At 65.1% G+C, this 21,057-nt stretch carries 29 protein-coding genes; 17 read left to right on the top strand and 12 right to left on the bottom strand.

Annotation, left to right across the window (positions count from 1 at the left end; all coding sequences use genetic code 11):
* Positions 1 to 7: 7 nt before the first annotated feature.
* From CG471_RS06265 to CG471_RS06240, 6 genes are all read right to left on the bottom strand, one after another.
* Positions 8 to 238 carry a hypothetical protein gene (locus CG471_RS06265; RefSeq protein WP_099231203.1) on the bottom strand — a complete coding sequence of 77 codons (231 nt, stop codon included), beginning with the start codon at positions 236 to 238 and terminating at the stop codon, positions 8 to 10.
* The gene (gene ispG / locus CG471_RS06260; protein ID WP_099231201.1) at positions 235 to 1,380 is read right to left on the bottom strand and encodes a flavodoxin-dependent (E)-4-hydroxy-3-methylbut-2-enyl-diphosphate synthase; all 1,146 of its coding nucleotides are present in this window, start codon (positions 1,378 to 1,380) and stop codon (positions 235 to 237) included. Before ispG ends, CG471_RS06265 begins: the two co-directional genes overlap by 4 nt.
* 51 nt (positions 1,381 to 1,431) lie before the next feature.
* Entirely contained in the window at positions 1,432 to 2,733 is a 1,302-nt protein-coding gene (locus tag CG471_RS06255; protein ID WP_099231199.1) for an OmpP1/FadL family transporter, read from the bottom strand.
* Positions 2,734 to 3,155: 422 nt separating this feature from the next.
* The gene (gene pgmG, locus CG471_RS06250; protein ID WP_099231197.1) at positions 3,156 to 4,538 is read right to left on the bottom strand and encodes a phosphoglucomutase/phosphomannomutase PgmG; all 1,383 of its coding nucleotides are present in this window, start codon (positions 4,536 to 4,538) and stop codon (positions 3,156 to 3,158) included.
* A gap of 19 nt (positions 4,539 to 4,557) precedes the next feature.
* The gene (locus CG471_RS06245; protein ID WP_099231195.1) at positions 4,558 to 5,016 is read right to left on the bottom strand and encodes a molecular chaperone DnaJ; all 459 of its coding nucleotides are present in this window, start codon (positions 5,014 to 5,016) and stop codon (positions 4,558 to 4,560) included.
* Entirely contained in the window at positions 5,016 to 5,822 is an 807-nt protein-coding gene (locus tag CG471_RS06240) for a division plane positioning ATPase MipZ (protein WP_004209209.1), read from the bottom strand. The genes CG471_RS06245 and CG471_RS06240 overlap by 1 nt, the downstream gene beginning before the upstream one ends.
* A 108-nt stretch (positions 5,823 to 5,930) precedes the next feature.
* On the opposite strand from CG471_RS06240, the gene panC reads away from it, so the two are divergent.
* Positions 5,931 to 6,776 carry a pantoate--beta-alanine ligase gene (gene panC, locus CG471_RS06235; RefSeq protein ID WP_029547424.1) on the top strand — a complete coding sequence of 282 codons (846 nt, stop codon included), beginning with the start codon at positions 5,931 to 5,933 and terminating at the stop codon, positions 6,774 to 6,776.
* Here panC and CG471_RS31175 read toward each other — a convergent pair.
* The 4 genes from CG471_RS31175 to hemE all read right to left on the bottom strand — a co-directional run bounded on the left by CG471_RS31175 (position 6,773) and on the right by hemE (position 9,306).
* Complete coding sequence (locus tag CG471_RS31175; RefSeq protein WP_257211443.1) at positions 6,773 to 6,907, bottom strand: hypothetical protein; 135 nt, start codon at positions 6,905 to 6,907, stop codon at positions 6,773 to 6,775. The genes panC and CG471_RS31175 overlap by 4 nt on opposite strands.
* A gap of 173 nt (positions 6,908 to 7,080) precedes the next feature.
* The gene (locus tag CG471_RS06230) at positions 7,081 to 7,686 is read right to left on the bottom strand and encodes a hypothetical protein (RefSeq protein WP_048938008.1); all 606 of its coding nucleotides are present in this window, start codon (positions 7,684 to 7,686) and stop codon (positions 7,081 to 7,083) included.
* 118 nt (positions 7,687 to 7,804) lie between these two features.
* The gene (locus CG471_RS06225) at positions 7,805 to 8,245 is read right to left on the bottom strand and encodes a CopD family protein (RefSeq protein WP_099231193.1); all 441 of its coding nucleotides are present in this window, start codon (positions 8,243 to 8,245) and stop codon (positions 7,805 to 7,807) included.
* Complete coding sequence (gene hemE / locus CG471_RS06220) at positions 8,245 to 9,306, bottom strand: uroporphyrinogen decarboxylase (RefSeq protein WP_099231191.1); 1,062 nt, start codon at positions 9,304 to 9,306, stop codon at positions 8,245 to 8,247. Before hemE ends, CG471_RS06225 begins: the two co-directional genes overlap by 1 nt.
* 291 nt (positions 9,307 to 9,597) lie before the next feature.
* On the opposite strand from hemE, the gene CG471_RS06215 reads away from it, so the two are divergent.
* From CG471_RS06215 to CG471_RS06165, 11 genes are all read left to right on the top strand, one after another.
* On the top strand, positions 9,598 to 10,425 hold the full coding sequence (locus tag CG471_RS06215) for a pyruvate, water dikinase regulatory protein (RefSeq protein ID WP_026108809.1): 828 nt from the start codon (positions 9,598 to 9,600) through the stop codon (positions 10,423 to 10,425).
* On the top strand, positions 10,422 to 11,015 hold the full coding sequence (locus tag CG471_RS06210; protein ID WP_099231189.1) for a nucleoside triphosphate pyrophosphatase: 594 nt from the start codon (positions 10,422 to 10,424) through the stop codon (positions 11,013 to 11,015). The genes CG471_RS06215 and CG471_RS06210 overlap by 4 nt, the downstream gene beginning before the upstream one ends.
* Positions 11,012 to 11,851: a shikimate dehydrogenase gene (aroE, locus tag CG471_RS06205; RefSeq protein WP_099231187.1), complete on the top strand. Its 840-nt coding sequence runs from the start codon at positions 11,012 to 11,014 to the stop codon at positions 11,849 to 11,851. The genes CG471_RS06210 and aroE overlap by 4 nt, the downstream gene beginning before the upstream one ends.
* Positions 11,852 to 11,862: 11 nt before the next feature.
* A complete protein-coding gene (gene coaE, locus CG471_RS06200; RefSeq protein ID WP_037508908.1) occupies positions 11,863 to 12,456 on the top strand; it encodes a dephospho-CoA kinase in 594 nt (197 codons plus the stop codon).
* 32 nt (positions 12,457 to 12,488) lie between these two features.
* On the top strand, positions 12,489 to 13,190 hold the full coding sequence (gene dnaQ / locus CG471_RS06195) for a DNA polymerase III subunit epsilon (RefSeq protein WP_004209199.1): 702 nt from the start codon (positions 12,489 to 12,491) through the stop codon (positions 13,188 to 13,190).
* A gap of 71 nt (positions 13,191 to 13,261) precedes the next feature.
* Complete coding sequence (hpf, locus tag CG471_RS06190) at positions 13,262 to 13,858, top strand: ribosome hibernation-promoting factor, HPF/YfiA family (protein WP_004209198.1); 597 nt, start codon at positions 13,262 to 13,264, stop codon at positions 13,856 to 13,858.
* A gap of 130 nt (positions 13,859 to 13,988) precedes the next feature.
* Entirely contained in the window at positions 13,989 to 14,456 is a 468-nt protein-coding gene (locus CG471_RS06185; protein WP_004209197.1) for a PTS sugar transporter subunit IIA, read from the top strand.
* The gene (locus CG471_RS06180) at positions 14,416 to 14,913 is read left to right on the top strand and encodes a PaaI family thioesterase (protein ID WP_099231185.1); all 498 of its coding nucleotides are present in this window, start codon (positions 14,416 to 14,418) and stop codon (positions 14,911 to 14,913) included. Before CG471_RS06185 ends, CG471_RS06180 begins: the two co-directional genes overlap by 41 nt.
* Positions 14,906 to 15,256 carry a DUF1491 family protein gene (locus CG471_RS06175; protein ID WP_004209195.1) on the top strand — a complete coding sequence of 117 codons (351 nt, stop codon included), beginning with the start codon at positions 14,906 to 14,908 and terminating at the stop codon, positions 15,254 to 15,256. Before CG471_RS06180 ends, CG471_RS06175 begins: the two co-directional genes overlap by 8 nt.
* Positions 15,257 to 15,431: 175 nt before the next feature.
* Entirely contained in the window at positions 15,432 to 16,103 is a 672-nt protein-coding gene (locus CG471_RS06170) for a cell wall hydrolase (RefSeq protein WP_063975995.1), read from the top strand.
* Between the two features lie 103 nt (positions 16,104 to 16,206).
* Complete coding sequence (locus CG471_RS06165; protein WP_010335781.1) at positions 16,207 to 16,713, top strand: MmcB family DNA repair protein; 507 nt, start codon at positions 16,207 to 16,209, stop codon at positions 16,711 to 16,713.
* A 39-nt stretch (positions 16,714 to 16,752) separates the two neighbouring features.
* On the opposite strand, the gene CG471_RS06160 is transcribed toward CG471_RS06165, so the two are convergent.
* The gene (locus tag CG471_RS06160) at positions 16,753 to 17,391 is read right to left on the bottom strand and encodes an ankyrin repeat domain-containing protein (RefSeq protein ID WP_004209192.1); all 639 of its coding nucleotides are present in this window, start codon (positions 17,389 to 17,391) and stop codon (positions 16,753 to 16,755) included.
* A 44-nt stretch (positions 17,392 to 17,435) separates the two neighbouring features.
* Between CG471_RS06160 and CG471_RS06155 the strand changes: the two genes are divergently transcribed.
* The 4 genes from CG471_RS06155 to CG471_RS06140 are packed head-to-tail and all read left to right on the top strand — an operon-like array spanning position 17,436 to position 19,474.
* Positions 17,436 to 18,089, top strand: coding sequence for an SCO family protein (locus CG471_RS06155; RefSeq protein ID WP_099231183.1), 654 nt, complete (start codon positions 17,436 to 17,438; stop codon positions 18,087 to 18,089).
* Between the two features lie 3 nt (positions 18,090 to 18,092).
* Positions 18,093 to 18,518, top strand: coding sequence for a YcgN family cysteine cluster protein (locus CG471_RS06150; RefSeq protein WP_010335778.1), 426 nt, complete (start codon positions 18,093 to 18,095; stop codon positions 18,516 to 18,518).
* Positions 18,475 to 19,209 carry a M48 family metallopeptidase gene (locus tag CG471_RS06145; RefSeq protein WP_373562045.1) on the top strand — a complete coding sequence of 245 codons (735 nt, stop codon included), beginning with the start codon at positions 18,475 to 18,477 and terminating at the stop codon, positions 19,207 to 19,209. The genes CG471_RS06150 and CG471_RS06145 overlap by 44 nt, the downstream gene beginning before the upstream one ends.
* 4 nt (positions 19,210 to 19,213) lie before the next feature.
* Positions 19,214 to 19,474, top strand: a complete 261-nt coding sequence (locus CG471_RS06140; protein ID WP_099231181.1) for a hypothetical protein — start codon at positions 19,214 to 19,216, stop codon at positions 19,472 to 19,474.
* Here CG471_RS06140 and CG471_RS06135 read toward each other — a convergent pair.
* The gene (locus CG471_RS06135; RefSeq protein WP_099231179.1) at positions 19,471 to 20,295 is read right to left on the bottom strand and encodes a rhodanese-related sulfurtransferase; all 825 of its coding nucleotides are present in this window, start codon (positions 20,293 to 20,295) and stop codon (positions 19,471 to 19,473) included. The two genes, CG471_RS06140 and CG471_RS06135, sit on opposite strands and share 4 nt — an antisense overlap.
* Before the next feature lie 65 nt (positions 20,296 to 20,360).
* Between CG471_RS06135 and pdeM the strand changes: the two genes are divergently transcribed.
* A complete protein-coding gene (pdeM, locus tag CG471_RS06130) occupies positions 20,361 to 21,020 on the top strand; it encodes a ligase-associated DNA damage response endonuclease PdeM (RefSeq protein WP_099231177.1) in 660 nt (219 codons plus the stop codon).
* Positions 21,021 to 21,057: the final 37 nt, after the last annotated feature.

The following is a 21,057-nucleotide window of genomic DNA, read 5'->3' as shown; positions in this document are numbered from 1 at the left end:
GAAGGGATCAGTCGCGACCGGGGCCGACGATCCTGCCGATATGCAATTCGTCGATATGAAGCCGGGTGATCCGCGCCTTGCCGATGCGCAGTCGACCAATGGCCAGGGCGCCGACCGCTATTGCGCCCAATGCGACCGCGCCCAGGGCCAATGCCCCAAGAACGGACGCGCCGACCGCCTGCGCACCCGTGGCGCTTGCGCCATGGACGATGGCGGACCGGTCGGCGCTGTCCGTCATTCGGCTGCCTGGACCTGTCCCGCGTCAATTGCCGCCGCTTCGATCTCGGCCGCCTTGGCCTCGACCAGCCTGACGATATGGTCGACCATGTCGGCGTCCTGGATCGTGTGATCGGTGACGCCCGACAGATAGACCATATGCTTGCCGTTGCCGCCGCCGGTCAGGCCGATATCGGTCTCGCGCGCTTCGCCCGGACCGTTGACGACGCAGCCCAGCACCGAGAGCGAGAGCGGCGTGTTGATATGCTGCAGCCGTTCCTCCAGCGCCTGGACGGTGCGGATCACATCGAAGCCCTGCCGCGCGCAGCTGGGGCAGGAGATGACCTTGACGCCGCGGGTGCGGATGCCGAGCGTCTTGAGCATCTCATAGCCGACCCGCACTTCCTCTTCCGGTTCGGCCGAGAGCGATACGCGGATCGTGTCGCCAATGCCGGCCCAAAGCAGGTTGCCGATGCCGATCGCGCTCTTGACCGTGCCGCCGATCAGGCCGCCGGCTTCGGTGATGCCAAGGTGCAGCGGGCAGTCAACCGCGTCGGCCAGCTGCATATAGGCCGCGACCGCCAGGAACACGTCGCTCGCCTTCACCGCGACCTTATATTCGTGGAAATCCTGGTCCTGCAGCAGCTTGATATGGTCGAGTGCGCTTTCGACCAGCGCTTCCGGGCAGGGCTCGCCATATTTTTCGAGCAGGTCGCGTTCCAGGCTGCCGGCGTTGACGCCGATGCGGATCGAGCAATTATTGGCCTTGGCGGCGTCCACCACTTCCTTCACCCGCGCGGCCGAACCGATATTGCCCGGATTGATGCGCAGGCAGGCAGCACCGGCATCGGCGGCTTCCAGCGCACGCTTATAGTGGAAATGGATGTCGGCAACGATCGGCACACGCGCGGCGCGGACGATCTGTTTGAGCGCCGCGGTCGATTCCTCATCGGGGCAGGACACGCGGATGATGTCGACGCCGGCATCCTCGCAGCGACGGATCTGATCGATCGTCGCCTTGACGTCATGGGTCAGCGTGTTGGTCATGGTCTGCACCGTGACCGGCGCGCCGCCACCTACGGGGACATTGCCGACCATGATCTGCCGCGACTGCCGTCGGGCGATGTCGCGCCATGGGCGCAGGCCGGGATTATGTTCGGACATGAAAAGGGGCTCCAGATCTCTGGAGCCCCCTATAAGCATTAAAGCGGCTTTTTAGAAGCGCGCGGTCAGCGATGCGGCAACCTGGTCCGCATTGCCGCTGGTCTGTGCCAGGGTCGTGGCGGTGACGGTGGCCGGCGACGGGTAATAGCTGTCGGGGCGGATGATGTTCGCCTTTTCCACCCAGGTATGGGCGTAGGCGACGTTCAGCGCGAAGGCCGGCGAGATATTCCAGGTCGCGCCGCCCGTCAGCCACACGCGATCGCCATCGGGCACGCGGGTGGTCAGATGCTGCGGATTGGTCGGCGAACGGTCGAACATGGTGCCCGCGCGCAGCGTGAAGGCGGGGCTGAAATCATATTCGCCGCCCAGGCTGACGCTGTAGCTGTCCTTGTAATCCAGTTCCTTGTTGGTGGTGCCGGTGGCCGAGGTGACCGCGATCCCCTTGAAGCTGGACCAGCCATACCATTTGCCGGTGATCATCGCGCGCAGGTTCGGCGTCAGTTTGTGCATGAAAGACACGGTGACGATATCGGGCAGGTCCAGCGGTGCCGAGGCATCGAACTCGCCATTGGCGGCGCTGAGCGGCGTCACCAGGCCGGAAATGGTCTGGGTGCCCTTGAGCTTGTGGTTGATGCCCGACCGATAGTGGACGCCGACATTGGTGGTGCCGTTGGTGTAGAACAGGCCGGCGTTCCAGCCGACGGTCCAGTCATCGCCCTTCAGCTTGGTGAAGCCGTCGGTGGTGACCAGCGGCGACACCTGCGGCAGCGCGTTGGTCAGGTTCGCCTTCACATATTGCACGTCGACGCCGCCGCCGATCGAGAAATTGTCGTTCAGCTTGAACGCGGCCGACGGCTGGATGTTGTAGGTCTTGAGGTCGGTGTAGATCGAGTCATAGCGACCGAAGAAACCGTCATCATATTCCAGCTTCAGGCCGAAGGGCGCATTGACGCCGAGGCCCAGCCAAAGCCGGTCGGTGACCTGCGCCGAGGCGTAGAAATTGGGGACCGGAATGACGCTTTCGAACGGCTGGCCACCGTCATTGCCGGTCACCGGCACGCGGGCGGTCGAACCGGGGACCGAGCGATAGCTGCCACGATTGGTCTGGTGGGCGGAAGCCATCAGGGCGTTGACGCCGGCCGAAACCTGGACGCCCGACAGCTGGGTCATGGCGGCAGGGTTGAAATAGATGGTCGAAGGATCGTCACCTGCAGCGGCGCCGCCAGCCATGGCGCGGCCGGTTTCCACCGGCGACTGTTCCTGAAGATAGAAGCCACCGGCCAGCGCCGGCATCGGTGCGACAATCGCGCCGGTCAGCAGGATGGTGGGAAGAATGCGACGGCGAAGGGACATGGCGTTTCCTCTGCTAAAAACTCATTTGGCCATTTGGTGCGGGCGCTTAAACGCCTCATGCGACTTATGGAACCATGCGCATAACAGCTATCCCGACGATTTCTACAGGCGCCAATGACGGATTTCCGCGATTTTTCGTTCAATTGCCCGGATTTCGGCCGGCTGGACGCTACGGCAAGTGCCGCCCTGTTGCGTCAACGTCACAGGTCAAAAAAAAAGCCGCCCCGAGGGACGGCTATGAAGTTTTAGGAGAGGATGCCTGAAAGGCGAGTTCCTTTTGCGGCCAGACGGCGTTCGTCGCAAATGCGAAACATGATGGCGCGATTGCGTTTCATGCAACCGGTGTCACAAGACCATGTTTCCCTAAGGGAAATTCCGCATGAAATAATGATAGCGATATCAATTTTGCGCGCTGCGTCAGGCTATTTCGCCGCTTGCAATCGCTGATCGACGCCCGAATCACGCAAATGGGATTCGATTTCGGCCAGCAGACGCGCCAATCCTGCGGCATCCGACGCCTCCGCCCGCGCGGTCAGCGCATTCTGGGTGTTGGACGCGCGCAGCAGCCACCAGCCATCGACAGTGCGGACGCGGGCACCATCGATCGACTCCACGATTGCGCCGGATGCAATCAGGCGGTCGCGCAGGTCTTCGATGATCGCAAACTTGCGGTCTTCCGGCACGGCGATGCGGATTTCCGGCGTGTTGACCATTTCGGCCATGTCGCCGCGCAGGTCGGTGATGGTGCGGCGCAACCGGGCCGCGGCGCGGATCAGGCGAACGGCGGCATAGAGTCCATCATCAAAACCGTAGAAATCGTCGGCGAACATGATGTGGCCGGTCATCTCGCCACCCAGCGGACTGCCAATCTGCTTCATTTTGGACTTGATATGGCTGTGCCCGGTCTTCCACAGCACCGGTTCACCGCCCAGCCGCTCAACCTCGTCGAACAGGGCCTGGCTGGCCTTCACATCCGCGACGATCGGGGCGCCGGGACGATCCTTCAGCACCACCTGCGCGAACAAGCCGAGCAGCTGGTCGCCCCAGATGATCCGACCGAGGCCGTCGACCACGCCGATCCGGTCGCCATCGCCATCGAAAGCCACGCCGAAATCGAGCTTCCTGGAGAGGACAAGGGAACGAAGATCGGCCAGATTCGCTTCTTCGGTGGGATCAGGATGATGGTTGGGAAAATTGCCGTCTACATTGGTGAAGAGCAGATGATGCTCACCCGGCAGGAGTTGCACCAGCTTCTCCACGACCGGTCCTGCGGCGCCATTTCCCGCGTCCCAGCCGATCCGCCAGGCGGCGCCGTCGAAATCGCGCACCAGCCGTTCGACATAGGTCGGCATGATATCGACATCGCGCACCCGGCCTTCGCCCGCCAGCCAGTCGCCGGCCGCCGCCATGGCGCCGAGCTGCTGGATCGCCTCGCCATGAAAGGGCGCATGATCCAGGACCAGCTTGAAACCATTCTGATCTGCGGGATTATGGCTGCCGGTCACCTGGATGGCGCCCGCCACGTCCAGTTCGGCCTCCGCATAATAGAGCATGGGCGTGGGACCGAGACCGACACGCAGCACATCGACACCACTGTCGGTGAGGCCGCGCACCAGCGCGCCCTCCAGCATGGACGAACTCAGCCGCCCGTCATAGCCGACCGCGACCGCTGATCCGCCGGCGCGCCGGACCCAGGTCGCGAAGCTGCGCCCCAGCGCATAGCCGTCCGCTTCCCCGAGCATCGGGCCGACAACGCCACGCATGTCATATTCGCGCAGCAGGGTCGGGTGGAAGCGATGGGCCATATAGTCCTTTCTGGGGCAATCAGCCGGCGGACGGACGATCCCGCTCGGCAAGGTCGGCCAGCAACAGGTCGCGCGCGGCATTGATCTGGGCAGCCAGCGCTTCGGTTCCACCCTTGTCGGGATGGACCGAGGCGATGAGGCGGCGATGTGCGGCGCGGATGTCGGTTGCGCGGGCATCCGCCGACAGACCGAGCAGGGCGCGGGCGCCCTCCACGTCGGCCCTGTCAGTCTGCACCGGCGGCGCAGCCTTGCGCTTGGCGCGGTTAGCCCCCTTCTTCGCCTTGCCCTGCGACGCGAAGAAAAGGGCCGCGCCCAGCAGGATCGGCGCGCCGAGCGCCGGCTTGCCCTTGGCCGCCAGCACTGCGCCGACCAGCGCCGCCCCCAATGCCATGCCATCCTTGGTCGACATGCGCTGCAATCTCCCGGTCCAGATGAGCCAGCCCGCCAGGCCGATCAGCACCAGCGCGATCAGCACCATCAGGCAGCGCCGAGCATGTCCACGGACGCGGCATGATCGCCGGTCGGCAAGGCCAATCCGGCCACCATCTCGCGCAGTTCCTGGCGTGCGGCGATATGGCTGATGCCCAGGTCGCCCAGATGTCCCTTGTCGAGCAGGGTCAGGCCCGAGGGAAAGAGTTCGCGGAAGATGACGCGTTCCGACAATCCGGGAATGACGCGGAAGCCGACCCGGCGCGACAATTCCATCAGCGCATCGCCGACGCGCTTCTTGTTGCGGGCGTCATGATGCTGGACACGGTTGCGCAGCACCACCCAGTCGATCGACACGCCATCGGCCTTGGCGCGGGACTTGCGCGCTTCGAAGATGAGTTCGGAATAGAAGGACAGGCGGCGCACCCGGAAGGTTTCGGCATCGACCTGGCCGATCAGGTCGAAATCGACGAAACTGTCGTTCATCGGCGTGACCAGCGTGTTGGCGCGGGCCGCCATATGCCGGGCGAAATCATCGTCGCGACCGGGCGTGTCGACGATCAGGAAATCCTTGCCCTCGGCAACCGCGGCCGCCTGTTCGTCGAGCGCGGCGACATTGTCGCCCTGAAACACCGCAAAGTCGGGCGCCGACAGGTCGATGCCGCGGCGGCGCGCGGTTTCGGCGCGGTTTTCCATATAGCGGGTGACGGTGCGCTGGCGCGGGTCGAGATCGATCAGGCCGACGCTATGGCCGAGCGCGGTCAGCGCGATCGCCGTGTGGACGGCGGTCGTCGACTTGCCGGTTCCGCCCTTTTCATTGGCGAAGACGATGAGGTGCGTTTGCGCGTTCGCCATCGGACCTTGATAACCCCGTGTTTGTCGCTCTAGATTCTTGACGGTCCCGTGGCGCGAAGCCTAGCAGGACGCCCCTGTGTCCCTGCCCTTATCGGAGCCCCTCGTCCCGTGCAAATTCTCCGTGACCTTCCCGCCCTGCGTGCCGCCGTTGCCGCGCTGAAGTCCGACGGAAAGACGCTGGCGCTGGTTCCCACCATGGGGGCGCTGCATGACGGGCATATGGCGCTGGTGGAGGAAGCGCGCCGCCATGGCCGGCACGTCGTTGTGTCGATCTTCGTCAATCCGCGCCAGTTCGGCCCGAACGAGGATCTGGACGCCTATCCCCGGCGCGAGGCGAAGGACGCGCAGCTGCTGCAGGCGGCCGGCGTCGACATATTGTGGGCGCCAAGCGTGGAAGTCATGTATCCGGCCGGCTATGCCACCAATATCCGAGTGTCGGGGGTGAGCGAAGGGCTGGATGGCGCGGCGCGGCCGGGCCATTTCGACGGCGTCGCCACGGTCGTCACCAAGCTGTTCAACCAGGTCGCGCCCGATGTCGCGATCTTTGGCGAGAAGGATTATCAGCAGCTCGCCGTGATCCGCCGCATGGTCGCCGACACCAATCTGGACATCGAGATCATCGGCATGCCGACCCAGCGGGCCGAGGATGGTTTGGCTCTGTCGTCGCGCAACGCCTATCTCAGCGAACAGGAGCGCAAGGATGCGCTGGCGCTGCCGCGCGCGCTGGGTGAGGCGAAGCGGCAGATCGAGAAGGGCGAGCCGGTCGAGGCGGCACTGGCCAAGGCAATCGCCACGCTGGCGACCCATGGTTTCGACCCGATCGACTATGTGACCCTGTGCGACGCAGACAGCCTGGAGCCGATCGCGACGCTCGACCGTCCGGCACGGCTGCTGGGCGCGGCGAAGCTGGGCAAGACCCGGCTGATCGACAATATCGCGGTCGATCCGGCCTAAGCCGAAAGTCCGCGCTTGAGAAGGACAGCGGCAAGGACGAACAGGCCGACCACCGCCCAGCCCTCCCAGGTGCGGGGACCATAGCCCCAGCCGATACGCTTTGGGCCGAACCAGATGCGCGGGTCATTCATGGGCGCCTTCCGCTTAACTTCGCACATTTCCCGCACATTTTGACATTATGTTGCGCGGGGGCGATCCTATTCGCCTGTCACCCGATCGGCGACACTCCCGCTATAGCATGGTCATGGCGGCGTAGGACAGCAGCCGGAGGGACCGGGGCGAAGGCCCCGATCCCCCCTGTCGATCAAAGTGCGCCAGCGGCCGGAGAAGCGGTGCCGGCTTCGACCGGAGCCGGGGTCGCGGCGATCGGCGCGGGCGTCGCCGCCGCGCTGTCGACCGAGAAGGCCAGATCCTCGTCCAGGAAGGCGGGGATGATCGAGCCCGACGGGATGTTGGCGCTGGTGCCGGTGGTGAAGAAGCCGGCGACCGGGATCAGCGCGATCGCACCGACGACGCCGGCGGTGCCGGTCACGCCCTTGTCATTGAAGGTGCCGGTCAAGCGCACCTGCCGGCCCCCCAGCCGGACATAGAGCACGCGGCCCTCGATGAAGCCGGACTTGCCCCACATGCCCTTGTTCCGCACGCTGGTGATTTCCGCGATGCCGGGCGTGCCCGCAGGGATCACCACATTATTGCCGACCATCACGGCTTCGGCAGTCTCGATATTGACGCGATCGCCGACCTTCACCGCCTTCTTCTTGGTGGTGAGTTCCACCAGCGTGCGAACGGGCACCTTGGCACCGGCGCGCAGGACATTGCCATCGACGGCAGGCGCGATGGTGACGGCAGGCTGCTGCGCAGCCGCCATCGGCGCGGCCAACGCGGCCGCGCAGAAAAACAGACGAATCATGATACCCCCACAGAAAGTCCGCAGGATGCGGACCGGCGGAGGCAAAGCATAGTCCGAAGACTTGCGCCAGAGGCCAAGTAAAGCGCCCGATCTTTTCGGACGCTTTACGCTACGACCGTCAGAAGGGGCGGACGATCACCATGATGACGATCACCGCCGCGGCGATGCCGGGCACTTCGTTCAGCATGCGCAACTGCTTGTCGGCAAGGCTGCGCTGACCGCGTGCGAGCTTCTTTGCATAGCTGGCGGTCCAGCCATGATAGCCCGACAGCGCCAGGACGAAGAGCAGCTTCAGGTGGAACCAGCCGAAATGCCAGGCGCCGATTTCCACCATCAGCATCAGGCCGAAGACCCAGGTGAGGATCAGCGACGGGTTGAGGATGATCTTGAGCAGGCGCGTCTCACGCTCGATCCAGCGCTGGTCTTCCGCCGAGCCCGGCACGGTTTCCTGATGATAGACGAAGAAGCGCGGCATCATGAACAGCCCCGCCATCAGGAAGATGACGAAGATGACATGGGCGGCCTTCACCCACAGATAGGCAGCGCCGAGATAGGGCATCAGCGTGTCTCCGTTCCGCGCACATAGGCGATCAGCGCCTCGACATGGGCGATCGGCGTATCGGGCAATATGCCATGGCCCAGATTGAAGATATGGGGCCGGCCGGCAAAGGCGGCGCGCAAGTTATCCACAGCCTGTTCCACCGCCTGACCGCCGGCAATCAGCGCCAGCGGATCGAGATTGCCCTGCACCGGAAGCCCGGCGGGCAGCGCCTGGTTGGCCCAATGCGGGTCGACTGTTTCATCCACACCCACCGCATCGACGCCGGTGCCGATCGCATAGGCCGGCAATTTCGCGCCGGCGCCCTTGGGAAAGCCGATCACCGGAATGTCGGGATGGAGCGCCTTCAATTTGCGGACGATCGCGGCATTGGGCTCTATCACCCAGCGTTCGAACTGGAGCGGGGCAAGGCTGCCGGCCCAGCTGTCGAACAATTGCACCGCTTCCACGCCGGCTTCGATCTGGCCGGAGAGATAGATGACGGTTGCGTCGACGATGGCGTCGATCAGCGCGGCGAAGCGATCGGGCTGTTGATAAGCCATGCGACGCGCAGCGCCCTGGTCCTTGCTGCCCTGTCCCGCGACCATATAGGTGGCGATCGTCCAGGGACTGCCTGCAAAGCCCAGGAAGGTCACCGACGGGTCCAGCGCGGCCTTCACCTGCCGCACCGTTTCATACACAGCCTCATAGCGGCTGAAATCGGGTTTCAGCGACGACAGGTCGGTCTCCGCCAGGATCGGGGCGAGACGCGGGCCTTCGCCGGCCTCGAACCAGAGATCCTGTCCCATTGCATAGGGGACGATCAATATGTCGGAAAAGAGGATGGCGCCGTCAAAGCCGAAGCGGCGCAGCGGCTGGAGCGTGACCTCTGCCGCGGCGGCGCTGTCATAGACCAGTTCGAGGAAGCCGCCTTTGTCGGCCCGGAGTGCGCGATATTCCGGCAGATAGCGGCCGGCCTGGCGCATGAGCCACATCGGCGGGACGGGCGGCACCGCGCCGCGCAATACGGAAAGGAGCGGCTTGGCGCTGACTGCGCCGGCGTGAGCGTCGGGACCCGTCATGAACTCTCTACTTTATAAAGATATTTAAAAAGGAATGTTGAGGTTGTTGGGCTGTTGGTTCGGGGGTTTATGCGCTGTCCCCGCTTTTGCCAACAGCTTGACTCCCGGAGTCACGCGATTCCGCGGCGAGTCATCTGAATCATCCCCATTACCCACAGGCTGTGGATAAGATTCCGGCCCTGTTGAGAGGCTGTGGATAAGATTCCGCTTTCTGGGGACGAAATGGGGCGGCAAAGTTATCCACAACTCTATCCCTTGCTTTATCCACAGGGGACTCACAGAGATATGCCTGTGTCACGTATCCATCTTCACCTGCTTTCGGACTCCACCGGCGAGACGCTGGAGAATATCGCCAAGGCGGCGATCGGCCTGTTCGAAAATGTCGAGGCGATCCGCCATTTCTGGCCGATGGTCCGATCCGAAGTGCATCTCGACCGGATCATGGAGGAGATATCCGCCCATCCCGGCCTGGTGCTGTTCACGCTCACCAACCATGTGCTGCGGCGACGGCTGGAAACGCGCTGCCGCGCGCTCGGTCTGCCCCATGTCGCCGCGCTGGACAGCGTGGCCGATGCCCTGTCCAACATATTGGGGCAGGAAACCCGGACCCGGCCGGGCCGCAAGCATATCCTCGACGAAGCCTATTTCGCCCGGATCGAGGCGATCCAGTTCACCATCGCCCATGATGATGGCGTGGGGCATGAAAATTGGGAGGAGGCCGATATCGTCCTGGCGGGCGTGTCGCGCGCGTCGAAGACGCCGACCTCCATCTATCTTGCCAATCGCGGCTACAAGACCGCCAATATCCCGCTGGTGCCGGAATCGCCGCCGCCGCGCAGCCTTTATGGTCTGAAGCATCCGATGGTGGTGGGCCTGACCATCAGTCCCGAGCGGCTGATCCAGATCAGGCGCAACCGGTTGCTGTCGCTCAACCAGGCGCCAGAGACCGCCTATGTGGATAGCGACAAGGTGCAGGAGGAACTGGCCTTTGCCCGGCGCATGTTCGCCGACAATGGCTGGCCGGTGATCGACATGACCCGCCGGTCGATCGAGGAAGCGGCCGCCGCCATCATCAACCTGTTCAACGACCGCGAACTGGCGGAAGGAAATGAAGCATGATCGTCCTAGCCTCGCAGAGCGCCAGCCGGCGCGCCATGCTGAGCGCGGCCGGTGTGCCGTTCGAGGCGCTGTCGCCCGGTGTGGATGAAGAGGCCGCCAAGGAAGCGCTGCGCGCCGATGGCCATGACGGTCGCGCGCTGGCCGATGCACTGGCGGAGCTGAAGGCGCTCAAGGTGTCGCGCCGCGTGCCGGGCGCGCTGGTGCTGGGCTGCGACCAGACCCTGACTCTCGACGACGGGACGATGATCGACAAGGCGATCGACAAGGCGGATGCTGCGCGCATCCTGCGCCTGCTGTCGGGGCGGGTGCATCATCTCCACAGTGCGGCGGTGATCGTGCTCAACAATGAACCGATCTGGCGCCATGTCGAACGGGTAAGGATGACGGTGCGGACCCTGTCCGACGGATTCATTGACTCCTATCTGGAGGACGACTGGGACGAATGCCAATGGTGCGTCGGCTGCTACCGGATCGAGGGGCCGGGCGCGCAACTGTTCGCCAAGGTGGAAGGCAGCCAGTTCGGCATCCAGGGCCTGCCGCTGCTGCCGCTGCTTGACTTCCTGCGCATAAGGGGCGTTCTGGCGTCATGACCGACAAGCTTCCCTATGCCCCCCTCCCTTATGCAGAGGTGATCGGCGATCCGATCGACCACAGCAAATCGCCCCTTATCCACAATTTCTGGCCGCAGGCGCTGGATATCGAGGCGGAGTATAAGAAGACCCATGTGACGCCCGAGGGGCTGTCCGCCTATTTCCTGCAGCGTCGGGCCGATCCCGACTGGCTGGGCTGCAATGTCACCATTCCCCACAAGATCGCGGTGATGGACTATACTGATGATCCGGGTGGAGTGCGCGACCGGATCGGTGCGATGAACACCATCGCCAGCGAGACCGGCGGGCCGCTGATCGGCACCAACACCGATGCCGGCGGGTTCCTGCAGCCGCTGCTGCGCGACAAGTGGAAGGGGCGCCATGCGGTGCTGATCGGCGCGGGCGGCGCGGCGCGGGCGATCCTGTTCGCGCTCACCAGCCTGGGCGTCCCGGAGATCACGATCATGGCGCGCGATCCGGCCAAGGGACAGGCGCTGCTCGACCGGGCCGGGGTGAAGGGCAAGGTGATCGGCATGACGGATGCGCTGCCGGCCGCCGACCTGCTGGTCAACAGCACGTCGCTGGGCATGGTCGGCCAGCCGCCGCTGGATCTGGACCTGTCGCCGCTGCCGGCGAGCGCGACCGTCTATGACATCGTCTATGCGCCGCTGGAGACGGGCTTGCTGAAGGCGGCGCGCGACCGGGGCCTCAAGACGCTGGACGGGCTGGAAATGCTGATCGGCCAGGCGGCGCTGGCATTCGACATCTTCTTCGATGCGGAGGCACCGCGCGAACTGGACGCGGAACTGCGCGCGCTGCTGCTGGCGGCGGACTGAACGGCGACGGGGTGAAGATCTACGGCCTCACCGGCTCGATCGGCATGGGCAAGTCGGCGGTTGCGGCGATGTTTCGCCGCGAGGGCGTGCCCGTATTCGATGCCGATGCCGAGGTGCATCGGCTGCAGGGGCCGGGCGGCCGGCTGATCCCGGCGATCGAGGCGCGCTTTCCCGGTACCACCGGGCCGCAGGGCGTCGACCGGGCCAAGCTGGGCGCGGCGGTGTTCGGCCACCCCGCCGAATTGAAGGCGCTGGAGGCGATCGTCCATCCCGCCGTGGGCGAGTCGCGCCGGCGATTCCTCAAACGCCATCGGTCGCGCCAATTCGTGATCCTGGACGTGCCCCTGCTGTTTGAGACGGGCGGCCACCGGCGCATGGCGGGCATCATCGTCGTCAGTGCGCCCGCCTGGAAACAGCGGCGGCGGGTGCTGGCCCGGCCGGGCATGACGGTGGCAAAATTTCGTAGAATCCTGCACTTGCAGCTGCCCGATGCTGAAAAGCGGCTAAGGGCAGACTATATCATCAACACGGGCACGACATTTGCCGCAACCCGAGCACAGGTCAGGCGTCTGGTCGCTTGCCTTGGCGCCCGGACAGGCAGATAAGTAGAGTCATAGAGAGTCGGTTCAAAAGGGCGATGCGCGAGATCATTTTCGACACCGAAACGACGGGATTTGATCCGGCATCCGGCGATCGGCTGGTCGAAATCGGGTGCATAGAGCTTATCAATCGCGTGCCGACCGGCCGCACCTTCCATGCCTATTATAATCCACAGCGCGACATGCCCTCCGCCGCCGAGGCGGTGCATGGCCTGTCGAGCCAGTTCCTGTCGGACAAGCCGCTGTTCCGCGAGGGCGTGGCCGAGCTGATGGATTTCCTGGAGGACAGCCCGCTGGTGGCGCACAATGCGCGCTTCGACTTCGGATTCCTCAATCACGAATTGAAGCTGTGCGCGCGCGACGCCGTGTCGATGGACCGGATGATCGACACGGTCGCGATTGCCCGCACCCTGCACCCCGGCGCCAAGCACAGCCTGGACGCGCTCTGCACCCGGTACGGCATCGACCGCAGCCACCGCGTCAAGCATGGCGCGCTGCTCGACGCCGAACTGCTGGCGCAGCTCTATGTCGAATTGACCGGCGGCCGTCAGATCGGCCTGGGTCTTGCACAGGAGGAAGAGAAAGAGATCGTCAGGGTGGAACTGACGGAAACCGCCGTTGTTCGCCCTGTTCGTCCCGCGCGCGTCTTCACGGCGAGCGCGGAGGAGCTGGAGAGGCATGCCGCTTTCGTCGCGAAGCTGGATAAGCCGCTCTGGCTCGAGGAGGCGCCGCCGGCCTGAACCTGCCGGCGTTTGCCACGTGCCAACCGGGCCGCTGATCCGGCGTCCCGGCAAGAATAAGGAGAAGGCATATGGATATCCGTGTTTCCGGGCATCAGGTCGAGACGGGCGAGGCGCTCAAGCAGCACGTCAGCGACCGGCTGGAAGCGATAGCCGAGAAATATTTCTCCCGCACGATTTCCGCCCAGGTGACCTTCCGACCGGCCCCGCATGGCGCCTTCCATTGTGATATCGTCTGCCATGTGATGACCGGCCTGATCCTGAAGGGCGCCGGCGAGGCGCAGGAGGCGCATCCCGCCTTCGACCAGGCATCGGACCGGATCGAGAAGCAGCTGCGCCGCTATATGCGCCGCCTGAAGGACCGCAGCATCCAGGCCGCCGCTGCCGAGGCGCAGCGCGCCAATGGCTATAGCGTCGATGATATCGACGGCGCGGGTTACACCATCTTCGCCGGTGCCGCCGACGAGGAGGCCGAAGTGGCCGATGCGCCCCTGATCGTCGCCGAAACGCGGGTCGACATTCCCGAGGCCAGCGTGTCCGACGCAGTGATGATGCTGGACCTGCGCAACACCAATGCGCTGCTGTTCCTCAATGCCGGCACGTCGGCCTATAATATGGTCTATCGCCGTCAGGACGGCACGATCGGCTGGGTCGAGCCGCGCGGCTGACCCCCTGCCAAGCCGGGCCGCCTGTTGACCTCCGGGTGCAGGCGGCCTATGGGGCCGGGCTTTAGTTTCTCCGAGCAACGCGCATTTTTTTCGACAGGCTGGGCGCGCCTCGGCTGCCCCCGGAAGTAAAATGGTGCATTTCAACGATATTGTCTCGCCGGACGCGCTGGCCACCGAGGTGACTGTGAACGGCAAGAAGATGCTGTTCCAGAAGATCGCGGCTCTGGCGGCGCAATCCTATGGCGTGGATGCCGAAGCGGCCGCCGATGCGCTGCTGGAGCGCGAGCGTCTGGGCTCCACCGGTTTCGGTGGCGGCGTTGCCATTCCCCATGCCAAGCTGCCGGGCCTCGATCGCATGTGCGGCGTGGTCGTGCTGCTCGATCCGCCGGCGCCGTTCGACGCGGTCGATGATGCGCCGGTCGATATCGTGTTCGCGCTGCTGTCGCCGCAGGATAGCGGCGCCGAGCATCTCAAGACGCTGGCGCGGGTGTCCCGCTATCTGCGCGACGAGGCGCAGGTGACGCGCCTGCGCGGTGCGAAGTCGGCCGAGGCGCTGCATGCGCTGCTGGCCGGTGGTGAGGCGCGTGACGCCGCCTGAGGCCGCCGCGCTCGCCAGTGGCGAGGCGGCGCATTTCCGCGCGCTGGAGCATCTCTACAACAGCGCGCCGATCAACGACCTGTTCCTGTCGACCCTGCGCGTGCCGGAACCCAGCCGGTCGGTGATCGATTTCGAGGTCGACGAGCGGCATTTCCATGCCGCCGGCGCGGTGCATGGCACCGTCTATTTCAAGATGCTGGACGATGCGGCCTTCTATGCCGCCAACAGCCTGGTCAGTGATCGTTTCCTGCTGACCACCGCCTTCAACCTGCTGTTCACCCGGCCGATCGGCCCCGGAAAGCTGCGCGCCGAGGGGCGCTGGATCAGCGGCAAGCGCCGCGTCTATGTCGCCGAGGCGAGCATCCTCGATTCGGACGGGGAAGAGGTGGGGCGGGGCACCGGCACCTTCATGCGGTCGCAGATTCCGCTGTCATCGCTGCCGGGATATCATGGCTGAGGACAGTCCGGCCGCGCGGCTGACCAGCGCGATGCTGGTCGGCGCGCTGGTGAAGCGGGTGAATGCCGCCGGCGGATTTGCCATGATCCTGGCCAAGGGCGATGCAATGAGCGGCGTCATCCTGGTCCAGGTGATGGACAAGGGGCGGGAATCCGCAATTTTCGAGCGGGTATCGAACTTTCGCGGCGGCCATGCATTGATGCGCTGTGGCCCCCCTGCGGAAGAGGGGCCGGAGGCGTTCGCCGCCTACGCGGAACGCCGGCGCAGATCGGACCCCGACCTGTGGCTGGTGGAGCTTGATATCGCGGATGCGGAACGGTTCGCCGCTGAAACGATCTGCTGATCGTTGACTCCTTGCACGCGCGCGGGCAATGGCGGCCAACGCTGAACGCGCAGGTTGCCTGCATTCGTCCATGGGGGGCGGGCCGGTAAACACGCAGACGGGGGGCGGCCGAACGTCACAGAATATCGGTTACAATCGACGTTTCTGGCCAATAACCGCACGATTTTGAGCAATAATGAGTTTTCGTCTGAAGGCCGCGATCATCGCGGCATTTACGCTGTCGGCCGCTGCGGCTGTTACGGCGTCGGACATGTCGAGCGCCAGCGAGGCCTCCCTGTCCACGGTTTCCCTGCCGGAAACCGCCGCGCTGACTAGCGCACCCACGGCCGGCACCAAGCCTGCCGTCGTTTTCGCTGCGCCGCAGGAAGTCGCGCAGTCGCTGGATTCCGGCTCCAAGGCTGGCAGCAATTTTTCGACCGATATCGAGCCCAAGGCCGAGACCCTGGCAGCCCTGGTTGATGCGCAAGGCGCTCCCGAGGATGTCGAAGGCGACATGAAGTGCCTGGCCGGTGCGGTCTATTTCGAATCCAAGGGTGAAACGCTGGAGGGCCAGTTGGCCGTCGCCCGCGTCATCATCAACCGCGCCAAGTCGGGCCGCTTCGCCAGCAGCCTGTGCGGCGTCGTCTATCAGCCGAGCCAGTTCAGCTTCGTGCGTGGTCACGGCATGCCGCCGATCAACATCGCCAGCGATTCCTGGCGCGAGGCGGTTGCGATCGCGCAGATTGCCCTCGACGACAGCTGGGACAGCCAGGCCGAAGGCGCGCTGTTCTTCCATGCCCGCCGCGTGTCGCCGGGCTGGGGCAAGACCAAGCTGGCGTCGATCGACAATCACGTCTTCTATCGCTGATCCGCGCTCACCGCGCGACAGAGACGCCCTTTTGAAGGCCGGTTCGGACCCCATGTCCGAATCGGTCTTTTCTTTTGTTCCCTTCCTGTTCTAATCTGGTGCCATGACCATCCAAGACGCCGCCCAAGACGCCGATCGCTGTTCACCGCTGACCGACGGGACCGCGCTGGCGGTTGCGCGCGGCACGCTGCGCCTGTTTCATCGCCATGACATGAACGGCATATTGGAAGTGCCGTTGCCCAATGGCCGGCGGGCCGACATCATGGCGATCGACAGTGCCGGGCGCCTGACCATCGTCGAGATCAAGTGCAGCCGGGCGGACCTGCTGGGCGACATGAAATGGCCGGATTATTTCGACTATTGCGACCGCTATTTCTGGGCGGTGCCATCGGGCTTCGACACCAGCCTGTTCGACAGCGAGGCGCTGTGGCCGGCTCGCACCGGCCTGATCGTCGCCGACCAATATGATGCCGAACTGGTGCGTGCCGCGCCGTTCGAGCCGCTGGCCGCTGCCCGGCGCAAGGCAGAGACGCTGCGCTTCGCCCGCCGCGCCGCCCGCCGCCTGTCGGCGCTGGCCGACCCGGATTATGCAGCGGAACTGGGCTGGTAAGGGTTAAAGAAAAGGGCGGCCAGTCCGCCCTTTTTCATATCAGAAAACCGGACCCTGGACCGGGCCCTTGGGCGCTGCGGCGTTGGCCTTGGCGGAATCGAGGGCCTCGACCAGACCCGGCGTGCGGCTGTCGCGTTCGGCATAGTCGCGGGCGGACATGCCGGCGATCGTGTCGCGCTTGTCCGCATTGGCGCCCTGCGCCACCAGCAGGCGGACCAGGCCGATGTCGCGCAGCTGCACCGCGCGGATCAATGCGGTCTCGCCGCTGCCATTGGTCTTGTCGACCTGGGCACCGCGGGCGAGCAGCAGGCGCACGCCTTCCTCGTACCGGTTCTGCACGGCGAGCAGCAGCGGCGTGGTGCCATTATTGTCGGCCAGGTTCGGATTGGCGCCCTTCGACAGCATGAAGTTGAGCCAGGTCGTGTCGCGGCGGCCGATGACGATGTGCAGCGCGGTTTCACCGGTGGTGACGTCACGGCTGTTGATGACGGTCGAACCCGGCTTCTGCAGCAGGTCGGTCGCCTTTTCGCCGTCGGCGTCCTTCACCGCCTTGAGGAAGTTGTAATTGTTGGAAAACTGGGCCTGGGCCGCAACCGGGGCCATCAGTGCCAGGGTGATGGCGGCAGGCCGCGCCAGAAACAGCCAGGTGGAAAGTCCGCTCTTCATCCCAATCTTCATCGTCGCGCGCCCCGTTCGATTTGCAAATCGGCCCATAGCAAGGCATGGCAGGCGACACCATGAACAAAGCGCTGATCTCGCTCGCCCTGCCGCTTCTGGCCTTGCTGACGGCATGCAATATGGGGGCTGGCGGCAACGCATCAAGCGGCGAGAGCGAGCAGGGCAATCTGGTCGGTGCGCGCATCGGTGCGCCCTTCACCCTGACCGACCAGGACGGCAAGACCGTGCATTGGGACGATTATAAGGGCCAGTATCGGATCGTCTATTTCGGCTACACCTATTGCCCGGATGTCTGCCCGGTCGATCTGCAGCGGATCATGCAGGCGTTCAGTGCCTTCGAGAAGGCAGCGCCCGCCCGCGCCGCGAAGGTGCAGCCGATCTTTATCAGCGTCGATCCCAAGCGGGACACGCCGGCGGTGCTGAAGCCCTATGTCACAGCCTTCCACCCGCGCCTCGTCGGCCTGACCGGCACGCCGGAACAGATCGCGAAGGTGGCCAAGGACTTCGTCGTCCTCTACAATGCGGAAAAGCCGGAAGGGGCGAGCGACTATCTGGTCAGCCACAGCCGCACGCCCTATCTGTTCGGGCCGGACGGCAAGCCAATCGCGCTGGTGCCGGTCGATGATCCGGGCACGCCGGACGTGGACGAGGGCGCTCCGGATATCGTGCGCGCCTTTCTCGAAAAATGGGTCAAGTGACATTTGGACTTCTGGGACAAGCCCCTCGACAAGCTGAACCGCGCCGAATGGGAAGCGCTGTGCGACGGTTGCGGCAAATGCTGCCTGCACAAGGCGGAAGATGAGGACACGGGCCGCATCTATCCGACCAATGTCGCCTGTCGACTGCTCGACCGGCATAGCGGCCAATGCACCAACTATCCCGACCGGCGGCGGTTCGTGCCCGATTGCGTGCGGCTGACCCCGGCCAAGGTGAAGCAGATCAGCTGGCTGCCGCGCACCTGTGCCTATCGGCTGCGCGAGGCGGGGCTGCCGCTGCCCGAATGGCATTATCTGGTCTGCGGCGATCGCGAGGCGGTGCATCGGGCCAAGGAATCCGTGCGCGGCTGGACCGTGGCGGAGGCCGATGCGGGCGATTGGGAACATCATCTTGTCGACCGAGAGCTCTGAGGCAGAAATCCTGATCGATGGCGTCGCCATGCCGGTGCGGGTGCGCCGGTCCGCGCGGGCGCGCGCCTACAAGCTGACGATCGACGGGTTGCGCGGCGAATTGCGGCTGTCCTTGCCGGCGCGGGCGAACCTCAAGCGCGCGCTCGGCTGGGCACAGGGCCATGAGGATTGGGTCCGGGCGCAAATGGCGGTGACGCCGGCGGTGACGCTGCTGGGTGACGGCGCGACCTTCCCGCTGGAGGGGCGCGAGGTGCGCATCTGCTGGATTGCAGGGGCGACCCGGACGATCCGGCTGGAGGGCGACCGGCTGATCCTGGGCGGGGCGGCGGAATCGGTCGGTGCGCGGGTGCTGCGCTGGCTGAGGACACGGGCCAAGGCCGTGCTGGAGGCGGAGACGCTGGCGATGGCGCAGGACCATGGCCTGATCGTCGCCTCGGTCGGCACCGGCGACACGCGCAGCCGCTGGGGCAGTTGCACGTCGAGCGGGGCGATCCGCTATAGCTGGCGGCTGATCCTGGCGCCGGCCTGGGTGCGGCGATCGACCGTGGCGCATGAGCTGGCGCATCTGCTGCACATGGACCATAGCCCCGCCTTCCACGCCGCCCATGCCCGCATCTATGGCGAGGATCCACGCCCGGCGCGCGCCTGGCTGAAGGCGCATGGGGCGGGCCTGCACCGCTATCAGGCCTGAACCGATGGCGCGCCGGAAACGCTATCTGACCGCCACCATGCCCGACGGCTATGTGAAGAAGATCGGGCCGACCGCCGACCCCTTCACCCATTATTGGCGGATCGTCGCCATACTGGAAAATGGCAAGACCGAAGTGTTCTGGGGCCATACCCGCTCGCTGGCTGAGGCGAAGAAGAAGCGCGCCGCCGCACCCGACGGCGCGCGGATGCGCGGCTGGAAATCCTATCAGTTCGAGATGGTCGAACTGGTGGAAAGCGCGGATTAGCCCCGATGCGGCCAGGCGCCGTCGGCGTCGCCGCCGGGGCAGTCATGGTCGGCATCGCGCGGATAGGGCAGGCCGCAGGCGCTGCAGGTGGCATAATGGCCTTGCTTGAGGCCATGGCCGACCGCGACCCGCTCATCGAAGACATAGCAGTCGCCCTGCCAGCGGCTTTGCGCCTGTGGCATTTCCTCCAGATAGCGCAGGATGCCGCCCTTGAGGTGATAGACCTCGTCAAAGCCGCGCGCCTTGACCAGCGCGGTCGATTTTTCGCAGCGAATGCCGCCGGTGCAGAACATCGCGATCTTCGGGCTGCGGCCTTCGTCGCGCAGCTTGGCGGCGAAATCGTCGAACCAGGCGGGAAATTCGCGAAAGGAGCGGGTGGCCGGGTCGATCGCATTCTCGAACGTGCCGACCGCCACCTCATAGGCGTTGCGCGTGTCGATGATGACGGTGTCGGGATCGGCGATCAGCGCGTTCCAGTCCGCGGGATCGAGATGCACGCCGGCTTGATGGGCGGGGTCCAGGTCGCCCGCGCCCAGCGTCACGATCTCCGCTTTCACCTTCACCTTCATCTTGCCGAAGGGGGCGCTGTCGGCTGTCGCATATTTCACATCGACATCGGCGCAGCCGGGCAGGGCGCGGATATGGGCGACCAGCCGCTCGATCGCGTCGGCCGTGCCCGCGACCGTGCCATTGATGCCTTCACGCGCCAGGATCAGCGTGCCGCAGGTGCCAAGATCGGCGCACAGCACGCGCAGATCGGCGGCGGTTGCCTGCGGGTCGGCGAAGGTGGCGAAACGGTAGAGGGCTGCGACGGTGAACATGGGGAGCCCTATAGGCGCTGGCGCGCATACTTGAAAGCCGGGCGAAGAGGGCGCATAGCCGGGTGATGGTTCCCCTTTCGTTCGCAGGTCATGATTTCCTGGCTTTGCCGGAGGCGGCTTTGTTCTGGCCGGCGCAGGGCGCGCTGCTGGTGGCCGACCTGCATTTCGAGAAGGCGAGCTGGTATGCGCGCTTCGGCCAGTTCCTGCCGCCCCATGACAGCGCGGCGACGCTGGACATGATCGAGGCGCTGGTGGAACGGACCGGCGCGCGGGCGATCTGGTCGCTGGGCGACAGTTTCCATGATGCCGACGGCGCGGCGCGGCTGGACCCGCGGGCGCGGGCGCGATTGCAGGCGCTGACCGAACGGCTCGACTGGCTGTGGATAACCGGCAATCATGACGTCGGCGTGGCGCATATGCCGGGCGGACGCCGTGCGGTGGAGGCGGAGGTGGACGGCGTCTGGCTGCGGCATGAGGCCGACCCGGCCGACCCCCGGCCGGAGATATCGGGCCATTTCCACCCCAAGCTGCGCCTGTCGCTGCGCGGCCGGCATGTATCGCGCCGCTGCTTCGTCGGATCGCCGACCAAGCTGATCCTGCCGGCGCTCGGCGCGCTGACGGGCGGGCTGGATGCGGGCCATGGCGAGATACAAAAGGCCGTCGGGCCGGGTGCAATGGCGTTGATACCCGTTTCCGACCGATTGCTGCGCTTTCCGCTGACGTAAGCAAACGCTACGGAAACCGGGCGTTAAATTGTTGCTG

The sequence above is a fragment of the Sphingobium sp. IP1 genome (assembly GCF_002708645.1).
Classification (GTDB): domain Bacteria; phylum Pseudomonadota; class Alphaproteobacteria; order Sphingomonadales; family Sphingomonadaceae; genus Sphingobium; species Sphingobium yanoikuyae.
This window is presented reverse-complemented; position numbering and strand designations above follow the sequence as displayed.